This window comes from Chthonomonas sp., assembly GCF_035294505.1.
In the GTDB taxonomy this organism is placed as follows: domain Bacteria; phylum Armatimonadota; class Chthonomonadetes; order Chthonomonadales; family Chthonomonadaceae; genus Chthonomonas.
Genome location: NZ_DATGKU010000177.1, coordinates 14,699 through 26,953, shown reverse-complemented (window position 1 = coordinate 26,953; position 12,255 = coordinate 14,699). Strand labels below are relative to the sequence as shown.

Annotated in this window: 9 protein-coding genes and 1 tRNA gene; 5 read left to right on the top strand and 5 right to left on the bottom strand. The window is 54.6% G+C overall.

What is annotated here, in order from left to right; all coding sequences use genetic code 11:
* Positions 1–11: 11 nt before the first annotated feature.
* Genes VKV18_RS10715 through VKV18_RS10705 form a run of 3 tightly spaced genes read right to left on the bottom strand, consistent with a single transcriptional unit; the run spans position 12 to position 3,532 of the window.
* Positions 12–947 (bottom strand): ABC transporter ATP-binding protein, encoded by a 936-nt coding sequence (locus VKV18_RS10715; protein ID WP_324204201.1) that lies wholly within the window; start codon positions 945–947, stop codon positions 12–14.
* Between the two features lie 5 nt (positions 948–952).
* Positions 953–2,404, bottom strand: a complete 1,452-nt coding sequence (locus tag VKV18_RS10710; RefSeq protein ID WP_324204200.1) for a hypothetical protein — start codon at positions 2,402–2,404, stop codon at positions 953–955.
* Between the two features lie 27 nt (positions 2,405–2,431).
* The gene (locus VKV18_RS10705; RefSeq protein ID WP_324204199.1) at positions 2,432–3,532 is read right to left on the bottom strand and encodes a glycoside hydrolase family 53 protein; all 1,101 of its coding nucleotides are present in this window, start codon (positions 3,530–3,532) and stop codon (positions 2,432–2,434) included.
* Between the two features lie 121 nt (positions 3,533–3,653).
* Here VKV18_RS10705 and VKV18_RS10700 point away from each other — a divergent pair.
* From VKV18_RS10700 to VKV18_RS10680, 5 genes are all read left to right on the top strand, one after another.
* Positions 3,654–3,727, top strand: a tRNA-His gene (locus VKV18_RS10700).
* A gap of 338 nt (positions 3,728–4,065) precedes the next feature.
* The gene (locus VKV18_RS10695) at positions 4,066–5,844 is read left to right on the top strand and encodes an HlyD family secretion protein (RefSeq protein ID WP_324204198.1); all 1,779 of its coding nucleotides are present in this window, start codon (positions 4,066–4,068) and stop codon (positions 5,842–5,844) included.
* Positions 5,844–6,626, top strand: coding sequence for an ABC transporter ATP-binding protein (locus VKV18_RS10690; protein WP_324204197.1), 783 nt, complete (start codon positions 5,844–5,846; stop codon positions 6,624–6,626). Before VKV18_RS10695 ends, VKV18_RS10690 begins: the two co-directional genes overlap by 1 nt.
* A 6-nt stretch (positions 6,627–6,632) precedes the next feature.
* Positions 6,633–7,928, top strand: a complete 1,296-nt coding sequence (locus VKV18_RS10685; protein WP_324204196.1) for an ABC transporter permease — start codon at positions 6,633–6,635, stop codon at positions 7,926–7,928.
* On the top strand, positions 7,921–9,228 hold the full coding sequence (locus VKV18_RS10680) for an MFS transporter (protein WP_324204195.1): 1,308 nt from the start codon (positions 7,921–7,923) through the stop codon (positions 9,226–9,228). The genes VKV18_RS10685 and VKV18_RS10680 overlap by 8 nt, the downstream gene beginning before the upstream one ends.
* Positions 9,229–9,230: 2 nt before the next feature.
* On the opposite strand, the gene dprA is transcribed toward VKV18_RS10680, so the two are convergent.
* Together dprA and VKV18_RS10670 are read right to left on the bottom strand one after the other, a co-directional pair.
* Entirely contained in the window at positions 9,231–10,397 is a 1,167-nt protein-coding gene (gene dprA, locus VKV18_RS10675; protein ID WP_324204194.1) for a DNA-processing protein DprA, read from the bottom strand.
* Positions 10,384–12,039, bottom strand: a complete 1,656-nt coding sequence (locus tag VKV18_RS10670; RefSeq protein ID WP_324204193.1) for a PQQ-binding-like beta-propeller repeat protein — start codon at positions 12,037–12,039, stop codon at positions 10,384–10,386. The genes dprA and VKV18_RS10670 overlap by 14 nt, the downstream gene beginning before the upstream one ends.
* Between the last annotated feature and the right edge of the window lie 216 nt (positions 12,040–12,255).

Here is a 12,255-nt window from a genome sequence, read left to right as displayed (position 1 = left end):
GGCGTTCTGTGCTATTTCTTAGTGGTCGGCTCGTTCTCTGCAACGATGCGCAGAAAAAGCTCTTCCAGCGTTTCCCGCTTGGGTACCAAGGCTAACAGTTTGGCATTGTTGCAAACCACAGCGTGTGCCAACTCAGGAACGCTCTCCTCCGATGGTACCCATGCCCAAATTTTGCGTGGCGGCACACTCTCAAACTTAAGGCGGGTTGCCACTTGACGCAGCGCTTGCATCGCCGCATCGTTCATGTCGGCGACCTCTAGCTCTACCACCGACGAAAAGGCCAGAAGCTCCTCTATTGGGCCTTGGGCGACGACCTCGCCTTTCTTCATGATCGCCACACGATCGCAGGTCATTTCGATTTCGGAGAGCAGGTGAGAGTTAAGCAACACGGTGCAGCCCTCGTTGCGAAGCTGCAGAATGATGTCGCGTACCTCCCGACGCCCTAAGGGGTCGAGGGCGGAGGTCGGTTCGTCAAGAACGATCAATTGGGGTTTATGGAGCATCGCCTGCGCAAGACCGATGCGCTGCTGCATGCCTTTAGAAAACTCGCGAATGCGGGCATGAGCGCGTTCGGATAGCCCCACCTGTTCGAGCACTTCAGGAATGCGCTTTGCGCGGTCTGAGGCGTTCATTCCCGCCAGCCTACCGTGGAGGTCTAAAAACTCGGTGGCCGTAAGGAAGTCGTGAAATTGAAACTTCTCCGGTAGAAAACCCACATATTTCCTTACCTCAATGTGTCCCAAAGGTTTCCCCAATAAGGAGCCGTGACCGTCGGTTGGGCGAATGTTGCCGAGCAACATGAGAATGGAGGTGGTTTTTCCTGCGCCATTGGGGCCGAGCAGCCCAAAAACCTCACCACGCGGTATTTGCAGGTCGAGTCTTCGCACGGCCTCGATCCCACGAAACCGTTTGCAAAGCCCGACCGTTTCGATGGCATACTCGGTCATGACGGCTACTTCTTATTCGGGGGTGGGGTTAGGGCCTCATTTCCCGCAACGTGCACCGTGCAGTGGAGCGGCCATGTTTTATCGAACCATACGATGCGCGCTTCTACGGGATAGTCCCCCGGTTTCGTATCGGCCGGCAGGTTGAAATAGACATGGGAGGTGCCGGTGGCGTCCTCTCCGTAGACCACAACACTTCGTTCCGGATTGCCCTCAAGTTGCCAGGTTTTAGGATATTGAAGCAGTTCTAGTCGCCCTCGGAAGTGGTCGGGCACCGCACTGGTGATCACCACACGAAGATCGAGGCGTGTTGTGCCGGAGATATAGAGAGGGTCGGGATAGGGTTGAAGGTGCGCTTCGATAGGCTCTACGACGGTAAACGAGGCTGAGGCGCTCACTTGGCGTCCGTCGCCCAAGGTGGCCGTTACTTGCAGGGTATAGTTGCCCAGCGGGAGGTCTTTTGGAAGGATGGTTTTGTAGCCAAATTTTACCGTTTTGCGTGGGGGCAGTGGAGGAGGGGTTACCGTGCTGATGGTATCTACTGCGTTTTTCGAGTTGCCGACCCCCTGCCATAGTACCGAGCGTAAGGGAATGGTTTGGTCTGTTTGGTTGAGCAAGAAGAGGGTGGCGAAAAGTTTCTGGCCGGCAATGCACCGATAATCGGAAAGCTCTAAGTGAGGATTAATGCCCGGCACGGTCTGTACTTCGGAGTTAACGAGGTTTGCATCGAGGAGAAGGTGTGGCTCATAGGGGGCTGTGGGGGTATAGGCTGTAGGGGCGATGGGGGGAATGAACTCGACGCGCAGGCCTATGGTGGCGCCGGCGGTAGGAAGAAGCCCTGCTGTATCTTTAGGAATAGCAACCTCGACCTCTTGGGTGCTGCCGATAAGGCGTCCGGCGGTGAGAATGGTGTTGACATCGAGTCCTTGAGTTGTCCAAAAGGGAACATCTTTAGCGCTCGACGCATCGAGCACACGAGCTACCAAAGCCGGCTTTTGGTTGGGGCCGGCAGGGCCTACCACCAGCTCGAGGTTGTCGGAGCCACGCAGCCATCCGTTGTCGGAAGCATCCACATCAATGATGAGCGTAGCCGGTTGAGAGGTTCGGGCGGCGACGTAGAGATAGTTATCGTCCCAGTCGCAAAAAACGGTGCCGGTGATGGGGCCGGAAGTCACCGTATAGAACGGGTTCCATTGATCGTCCTCAATGATGCCGTTCAGATCGGGGGTACGCTTAAGAATATGAGCGGCAACAGGCCAGGGAGGGCGGGTGCGAAAATCTACGGCGGAGCCGGGTGCCGGTGGAGGCGTTGTTGGGGGATTGGTGGTTTGTTGGGAAGAGGGGGGCGTTTGCGCCGGCAGCCCCGGCAATGTCTGGGCCGAAGGAAAGGAGATGGTTCCGATAAGGAACGCTCCGACGCACAGTAGGTTGTAGACGCTGTGTTTGATGACAGGCGACATGCGCGAGACCTCCCAAACTAAAATGTACTATTTCTCCGACGAAGTGGATGATGGCCCACTTGTATCGAGCTTGCGATCCTCGAAGGCTGTAATGACGGGAAGCGCCTCATGGTCTTCATTGAAGAAGCTTCGGGATACTAAGCTAGAGTAGGGCCCTTGGAACGGAACGGCAGGTTCCCACCAGAAGATGCCCACACCCAAATGGTTAGGTGTATTCTGCACGATCTGATAGAGGGTTTGCAAGAACTGTTTCTGTCCTTTCGGCGTTTCCGGAAAAGGCCCATTGCCGTTTGGATATTCGGCTGTTTGCCATGGGTAGGCGGTTTCGACGATCACGATCGGTTTATGATAGGTGGTGGCCATAAAATTCATATTCTCTCGCAGAGCCTCAAGCCGGCCTTGCCACCAGGGGTAGTAGGATTGACCAATGATATCGAAGGCGATAGAATAGGAGGCCAGTTTATTAAAAAAGGCGCGTGTGGTAGCAACATTACCCCCTTGATCGATGTGGATCATGATTTTGGGGCACGACTTCCCTGGACAGGCGGCGTGCACACCGGCAATGCCTGCTTTAAGGAGATCGGCGAAATGGTCCCAATTTGTGGGCAGTTTGCCATCCGGCCAAAGGAATCCGGCCGATATCTCGTTGCCGATCTGCACCATGTCGGGTAATACATCGGCGTTGCGAAAAGCCTCTAAAGTGCTCTTTGTGTAACTGAAGACCATCTGCACGAGTTGGGGGTGACTTAGTTTTTGCCATGCCTGCGGCGTTATCTGGTGCTGTGGGTCCGCCCACGTATCCGAGTAGTGTAGATCGAGAAGGAAATGGTAGCCCAATGCCTTCGCGCGCTTCGCCAGAGCGATGGTGTAGTCAAGACTATTAGGGAGGTCGGTGGGATGAACGAAGAGGCGAAGCCGAATCCAGTTGTACCTATGGTTTTTGAGCAGCTGAAGCACGTCTACGGGCTTGCCGTTTTCCAAAAAGACGTCGCCTTGATCTTCCGCAAATTTAAGAAAAGAGAGATCGGCACCTATCATGAAGGAGGGGGGCGTGCAGAGACCACGCAATGGCAGGATGAAAAGGAAAAATAAGGTGAGAAGAGGCGGTGTATGCCTTATGAAGCTCATGAAACCGATCTGCCTTCTGATGACGAATTCCGTTAGTAAAAGCATACCTCAAAAACGGTTTGAGCCGTCGTGCTCCTCTTGACAAAAAGAAGCTTTCCGTGCTAGCATAAGAAATGATATGGCGACTGTAGCTCAGCCGGTTAGAGTGCCAGGTTGTGGCCCTGGAGGTCGTCGGTTCGAGTCCGACCAGTCGCCCTCAGAGGGTACATCGTGAAGTACAGGGGGAGGCGCACCGTCTCTCCCTGTTCTGTTTGTAGTATGCGAGTTTGGATGCCAGAAGTCCCGTAGTCGCTTCAGTGGCAGCTGAAGCTCTTTTGGGGATAGGGTAGGCCTGGGAAATTCGGGATAACTTTTCAGGTACTTTGTCGTCCAAAATAATAAGGATATACGAACCACTGTGCCGAAAATGGGCGCACAAACGGTTCTGCTAAACGTATTTAGAGAAGGTCTTGCCTACATACAAGCTCTTCTCTACTCATTTGCAGATCAAAAATTAGGACTTTTGGTCTTCGGACCAGGTGAGGAAAAACAAAATGGAATCGGTGTCGAATCCACAGACAGCTGCTTTGCGCCGTAAAACACGCCGTCGTTTCCGCCCTTGGCCTAGTGCTGTGGCGATAGGTGTGCTTTTGGCGCTTGGATGGTGGGGGTGGAGTGCTACGCATGCCTCGAAGGATACAGGGTCTCCACTGATCACGGCCAAGGTGGTGCGAGGTGACTTAGAGGAGACCATCTCCGCCACAGGCAGCGTTACCGCCCAAACAGGGGCTGAGGTGAAGATTGGCTCCCAAATTACCGGTGTTATCAAACGCCTTTATACCGATGTTGGTCAGATCGTACACAAGGGAGCGCCCATCGCCGAATTGGATTTGCCGGATATCACCGCGCAGCGCAATGAAGCCCAAGCAAACCTTGCGGCTGCCGAGATGAAGTTGCAGCAAGACCTCTCCGGTGTTCAGATGCTTAAAGACCAAACCAACAGTGCCGTTACTCAGGCAAAGGCACAACTGCGTAGTGCTGAGGCTCAGCTCGCATCGGCTAAGGCAGCGGCGCGCCAGCAGGAGGAGCAAACACGCACCGACATACAGAAGGCGCAAGCGGCCCTTTCTGCAGCCAAAGCCGCTCTCAGCACGGCACAAGCTACCCTTCGGCAAACCCAGGCGAGCGCCAATCTTGAGATCGCCACTGCCCAGGCGCAGCTTACTCAAGCCCAGGCAACCGCACATAACGCTGAGCTGAACCTTCAACGACAGAAGCAACTGCTGCAAAAAGGGTTTGTCGCTCAAAGTGCTGTGGACGATGCCCAGGCAACCTACACGGTGGATGAGGCTCAGGTGGCTGCGGCCCAGCAAAATGTGGAGCTTGTTCGGCAAAAGGTGACGGCAGACCTGCAGACTGCGCAAGACCAGGTGACCCAAGCCCAACAGAATCTGGACTCGGCCAAAGCCGCCTACGATGCCGCCAAAGCCGAGGTCTATCAGAACGCTGTAAAAGAGGCCGATGTACGTAACGCTCAGGCCGCCGTGAATCAGGCGAAAGCCAATCTCATCTCTGTCCAGGCGAACCTCACGCAGAACCTCTTGAAGCAACAGACTATTGTGCAAGACCAAGACCAGGTGGCCGCAGCACGCCAACAGGTGGCCTATTGGAACGCCCAGGTCAACAAAACAATTATCCGTAGCCCGATTACCGGCACGGTTCTTCAGCTGGCCTCGCAACAGGGTGAAACCCTGGTGGCTGGGCTTTCAGCACCTACCCTCATTATCGTGGCCGACCTACACCGCCTCCAGATAGATGCCTATGTGGATGAGACCGATATCGGTAAAGTAAAGCTTGGTCAGGAGGCCGATTGCACGGTAGACGCCTTCCCACATATGGTGATTAAAGGGCATGTTGCCAAGATCGCATCGGGGTCAACGATCATGCAGGGGGTGGTGACCTACGACGTAACGATTGCGCTTGACCATCCATATCCTGGACTTAAGCCCGATATGACGGCTAACGTCATCATTCACGTAGGCAAACTGTCCAATGTGCTTCTCGTGCCCGCCGAGTCTGTACATCTAGGCGTGCATGGGGCTACTGTGGATGTGTTGACGATGAAGGATGGCAAGCAGGTCATCACGCCTCATGTGGTGAAAGTAGGAGGAAGCGATGGCGTTAATACCGCTATTCTGGCCGGCCTGAATGAAGGCGACACCATTGTGCGTGCCGGTACGGCCAGCTCGAATAGGCCTATGTGGGGCAATGCCTCGCCGTTCACGAGCAACAATAAAAACAAACAGAAGAAACCGTCCAACGGAGGGTCTTAATGTCGCTTGAAGAACCCATGCTCTGCCTTCGAGGGATTACCAAAGTGTATGAAATGGGTGATCAGCTCGTGCAGGCTCTCGATGGTGTTGATCTCGACATCTATCGCGGAGAGTTTGTGGCTATTATGGGTCCCTCCGGATCGGGCAAGTCTACCCTCATGCATATCATCGGCTGCCTCGATACCCCCACAACCGGCTCCTATAAGATTGATGGGATCGAGGTAGCCGAGATGGATGAGTTTGAATTGGCGCATATCCGTAATCGTAAAATAGGGTTCGTCTTTCAAGGGTTTAACCTGCTCCCGCGGACAACGGCTCTGGAGAACGTAGAGCTTCCCTTGGTTTATGCACGTCGAAAAGACAGAACCGAGCGCGCTATTGCGGCCTTAGAGAGAGTGGGCTTGGGAGATCGACTCGATCACTGGCCGAATCAGCTTTCCGGCGGGCAGCAGCAGCGGGTGGCCATCGCACGTGCTCTTGCCCCCGAGCCGCTTCTCATTCTGGCGGATGAGCCTACCGGAAATCTCTCAAGCCTTCAAAGCGAAGAGATTATGGATATCTTCCAAAAGCTCAACGACGAGGGCATTACCGTTGTCATGGTGACACATGAGCCGGATATAGCACGCCACGCCAAGCGAATCGTTACCATTAGAGATGGGCGCATCGTGGATGATGAGCCGGTTACCGATCGAATCTATGCGCGTGAAGCACTCGCAGCGATGATGGCCGAGCGGGAACGCGAACAAAAACGTCGTCTAGAAGTTCAAATGCAGCAGGTGTAAAAAGAGATGAATCTGCTAGAATCCACACGTATTGCCCTTCGAGGGTTGGCCGGAAACAAGATGCGAACGTTTCTCACGATGCTCGGCATCATTATCGGTGTCGGGGTCGTGATCCTTGTAGTAGCTATAGGTGAAGGGGCGACCCAACGCGTAAAGCAGACCATTGACGAGCTAGGAACGAACTTGCTTTTTGTGTGGAACGGCCCACCGCGCCTTCATATAGCCCCGGCAGCTGCCTTGGCGGCGCAGTCCGGTAGTGGAACCACCACGACCACCAGCAACGGCTTCCCGACGCCACCGGCGCCGCCCAATCGTCTCACCTTGGATGAGGCCAACGCCATCGCAAAAAACTTCACTCAGGCGATAGCGGCCGTCGCGCCTATTGTGCGACGCAGCGTGCAAATCCGTTTTCAAGACAATAACGCTACCACCACTTTGCAAGGAACGAACACGGAATATCCATTCGTTAATAATGCCTCCGTTATGCGCGGCCGCTTCTTTGATCAAAGCGATATCGATGGCGTGCGTCAGGTGTGTGTCGTAGGACAAACCGTTGTGGAAAGCCTGACAGGTAGTCCTGATAACGACCTCGTAGGTCAGCATATCTCTATCAACAATCAGGATTTTTTGGTGATCGGCGAGTTAACACCGAAAGGCTCCGGCATCTGGGGGCAAGATCAGGATGATGTCATTCTTGCGCCGATCACCACCGTCATGCAGCGCATTGCAAACACCACCAATATTGATGCAATGAATGTGCGGTGTACAAGTGCCAAAATGATGCCTCTGGCTATGGAGCAGATAGCGAACTATCTGCGAAACCAGCACCATCTGCAACCGCCGTTCCCACAAAACGACGACTTCGAAATACGAAGCCAAACCGACTTGATGAATCGACAACAGAGTGTGACCGGCACAATGACCTCGTTGCTCTCTATCGTCGCGGTTATCTCGCTGGTTGTGGGTGGTATCGGGATCATGAACATTATGTTGGTCTCGGTTACCGAGCGCACACGCGAGATCGGCATTCGTAAAGCCATTGGTGCTACTCCGCGCGACATCTTGCTGCAGTTCCTCATCGAGTCCTCGATCATCTCCCTCATTGGAGGGATCATAGGCCTTGCTCTCGGAGTGATCGGAGCGCATCTCTTGGCGACGGTAGGCGGCTGGAACACGATTGTGGACCCACGTGCGGTGATCGCCGGTCTGGTTGTCTCGGCAGGCGTAGGCCTGTTCTTTGGAATCTATCCGGCGAGTAAGGCCGCAGCGCTTAATCCCATCGAGGCACTGCGATTTGAATAGCCCGGCGCAGCCAACCCGGCCTACGCCCTTTCTTGCGCTTCGTTCTCGTAACTTTCGGCTCTTTTTTGTGGGGCAGTTCATTTCCGTGGTCGGCACCTGGATGCAGACCATGGCCCAACAATGGTTAGTCTACGAGCTTACCCACTCGGCTAGTTGGCTTGGCATCGTTACCGGGGCCGGAGCGGTTCCCTATGTTCTTTTGACCCTGCACGGCGGCAAAGCGGCCGATAGATACCCGCGCCGGACAATCTTGGTGATAACACAGGCCGCTGCTATGTTTTTGGCCTTTGCCCTTGCCCTGCTCAACACCAACTGGGTGGTACCTATTCGCCCTTGGCATATCGCCTTGTTAGCGGCTCTCTCCGGTGTGGTAAATGCCTACAATATGCCGGCACAACAGGCCTTCGTGAGCGAAATGGTGGACGACCCCACGATGCTCGGAAACGCCATTGCGCTCAACTCTCTGCAGTTCAATGTGGCCCGCGTATGCGGCCCCGTTTTAGCCGGTGTTACACTTGCACGTTTTGGGGCGACAGCCTGTTTCTTCCTCAACGGCCTAAGCTACATTGCCGTCATCATCTCCCTTATTATGATGCGCCTTCCGCCCTTTGTGCCGGTAAGCCGTCAACTCTCTTTAATAAGCGGTTTTCACTATTTGGCCAGGAACCGAGGCCCTCTACGGGTGATACTGCTTGTGGGCGCTGCAAGCTTAGGGGCTTGGTCGGTCTCGACCCTCTATCCGGTCTATTCCGATAGATTTGCCGCAATAGCGGGTCTCTCATTGGCAGCACGAAAGCAGGCTTCTGCCGTCATCTTAGGGCGCATGATGTCGGCAAGCGGGGTGGGAGCCGCTATTGGTGGACTGTTAGTGGCCTCTTTCTCTCACCGTTTTGCTCGTCGGTTTCTCCTCTACACAGCCGCCATTTTCTTCGGCATTACCTTGCTTTTCTTTGGAGCTTGTCGTTCGGAGCTGCCTGCTATGCCCGCGCTCATGCTGAGCGGCATTTTTATGACTGCCTTTGGCATCACGGCGAACACGGTAGTACAGGAACAGGTTCCCGATTCGCTTCGAGGCAGAGTTATGGCCATCTACTCCTTCGTTTTTGGAGGGCTGATGCCGTTAGGAGGGCTAGAGATCGGATTTGTTGCTAACCATGTGGGCGCTCCAAAAGCGGTCTATTTGAATGTAGGGGGCTATCTGCTGTGTGTATTGCTGACACTGCTTTGGAGCCAGCTAGACAGACGCTCTCAGGGGCTGCCTATTGAGCTTTTAGAGACGACTTCCGAGCCGGCCACCTAAATTCAAAGCGACTGGCCGCGCACATAAGTGTTTCCCGGCAGGCGCTGTACGAAGCCCGACAGCTCCAGCAAGGTCATCTCGGTGCTGACTTCGGCCACGGAGCGCTGAACCTCCTGAGCGATTTGATCGATGTGGCGTGGAGTGAGGGAGAGAGATTCCACAAGTTTGCGTTGCAATTCGTTCAGATGTGAGGTATTCAGCGTGTTCGATTGGCCTGTATCGAAGTCAAGAGCGGGTTGACGCGGCTTGGCGGCCAAGGCGGTAAGCCCAAGAGCGTAGAGAATGTCGGCCGTTTCTGTAACCACAATGGCTCCTTCTTTCAACAGGGCGTTTGTACCGGCGCTTGCCGGACGGTTGATATCGCCGGGCACGGCAAGCACCGATCTTCCCTGTTCAAGTGCATAGCGTGCCGTGATGAGAGCCCCACTGTTAATAGGAGCTTCGACAACGAGGACTGCCTGGGCAAGGCCGCTGATAATGCGATTACGGGCAGGAAAGCGCCAAGCCTCCGGCTGGGTTCCTGGTGGGTACTCTGAAACGAGTGCACCTTGTTGCGCAATTGCTTGGAACAGAGAGCGATGCTCGCGAGGATAAACAATATCGGGGCCACAGCCTAGCACCGCCAAGGTGCGTCCTTTTTTCTCCAATACACCGCGATGGGTGGCAGCGTCAATCCCGCGTGCGCCTCCACTAATTACGAGGATGCCATAAGCGGCCAACTCACGTGCCATACGTTCGGCGACATGCACGCCATAAGGAGTAGCATGGCGCGAACCTACGATGGCAACCGAAGTGGGATCGAATTTCCGATAGCTTCCTTGTAAGAACAAGATCGCCGGTGGGTCGTAGATATCGAGGAGGGAGTTGGGATAGCTGGGGTGTCCTTTCCAAAGGAGGGTTGTGTCGGGCCGTTCCAACCATCGCCGTTGGGATGCGGTGGGAACATAGGCCGAATCTCGCAGGCGCACCACATGGTGCGCCTGCAATTCCAGATCGGGAATCTCTGCCAACTCTCTGTTGGTGGCCTCAAACAACGCTTCTGGCGCCGCACGGTACCGTTCGAGAAGCGCTCCGGTAATTTTAGGGCTGAACTGTAAATTAGCTAACCTGAGAAGCGCGAGAAGAGAGGTTTCGTTGGCGTTGGAGGCAGTCTGTTTAATCTCCTCCACCGTTTCCGCCCCCACCGCTACCAAGTCCAGGACGCCCGCTTTTACCACCTGCAGTGTTCGTGCCCTGTGTGTTTTGGGTGCGTTGGGCGCGTTCGATAGGATAGGCATCGCCGGTGGTAAACAACCACGTTTCGGTTTTTTGGTTACCTTTCCAGTCTTGGGCCGTTATGGTGATGGTATGATGGCCGTCGGAAAAGGCATTCGAGACCCCGGTCGTTTTGGGCTGAATATCGTACTCTAAAATGCCCTTGTCCTTGTCGAAGGTAAAACCATCTTTCCCGTTAATGAGATCTTCGCGAGTGACTTGGTTGATGGGGTGATCATCAATCGAAAGGGTTACGCTCGATGGCTTGAGACCCGAACCGAAATCGAAAATGCGGGCACGAACGATGAAAGGCGGTTCTCCTTTACAATACTCCCCGCGTTCTGGGGCAAGCGGTGTAATGATGGGAGGAATAAGGTCTACCGCACCGTTGCTGAAACAGGTCACCGAGCCATCGTCGGATACGACGAACAGGTGGCCGTTATCTACAGCAGGCGTTGCCAGCACATGGTTCTCTTGGGGCACTTTGTTCGGGTCGAGTGAGGAGGGTTGGATAGAGTAGTTCCATACCAGTTCGCCCGTGTTGCGGTCGTAAGCGTAGACGCCGGCTTCCGCACTGCACACAATAAGCAGGTTCCCGGAAACGATAGGGGCAGCGCTTACCGGAAAATCAACCTCGGGGATTGTTTTCCAAAGAGGTTTTCTTTGGGAGGTTAGGGCATAGACCTTCAGGTTCGCTGCGCACAAATAGACGTTTCCATCGGAATCGGTGGCTGCAGGAGCGGTAAAATCGTTTCTTGCCGGCAAAGACCACACCACCAAACCGTTGTCGGTGCGTAGGCAGGTTACAGCCGATTGGCCGGCAACATAGGTGTAGTTCTGTGAGACGGCTGGGGTAGAGAATGCCGTGACGCCGAGCACCGGAGAATGCCACTTCTGAGCGCCGGATTGAGCATCCACCGCGTGTATCTCCCCATTGGAGGTGCAGAAGTAGAGCATGCCATTATAAAGCACAACATCGCCTTCTACCGCCCCAGGAAGAGGAATGCCGCCGCCAAGCAGGGGGTTCAGGGGATGACCGTTTGAGGCCTTGATACCATAGAGACGTTCTGAACCGGAGATGAAGTAGACGCTATCGCCCGAAACGGCCGGATGGCTAATCACGCCACCTCGAACTTTGTAGGCCGGGTACTTTTGCCGACCGGTTTCCGCATCGAGGGCGTAGAGGCCGTCGCCTTCGGGCACAAAAAGGGTATCCCCGCTGATGGTCGGTGTGGCCATAATGGGATTCGGCAAGTAGCTGCCTTCCGGGTAGACCCACTTCTGGGCGCCGGTATGTTCATCGAGTGCATAGAGACGAGTACCGGAAGCATAGTAGATGGTGCCATCGGCAACAACGGGGCCGGTTGGGTTGTTGGGATAGGCTTGCCCGGTGTATTTCCAGTCTACCGCTAACGGCGCTTTAAGCGCGTTGCCGGTGAGGCTGTCGTCGGCAATGGCTTGTGGGTGCGAACCACTCAGCGCCCAAAACACTCCGGCAAGCAGCATCAGTGGGATGGAAAGCGATTTTTTTAGACCGCCCGGCGGTGTTGGCAGCATGATTCTCTGAGACCCCCCTCTTCTAAAACGTTGTTCGTGTTTGTATTGTGATTTCCTCGAATATTGGACGATGGAAACGTTGGCGAGGTAACACCGTGAAGACCAACCGCTTAATCGTTGCAATTATAAACCCAAAAGCCCTCTCTGTCAAGAGAGGGCTTTCTATAAGGTAGGAATTTTTGTTTTCGAGGAGAAACTTAAAACGTGACCAGAAAA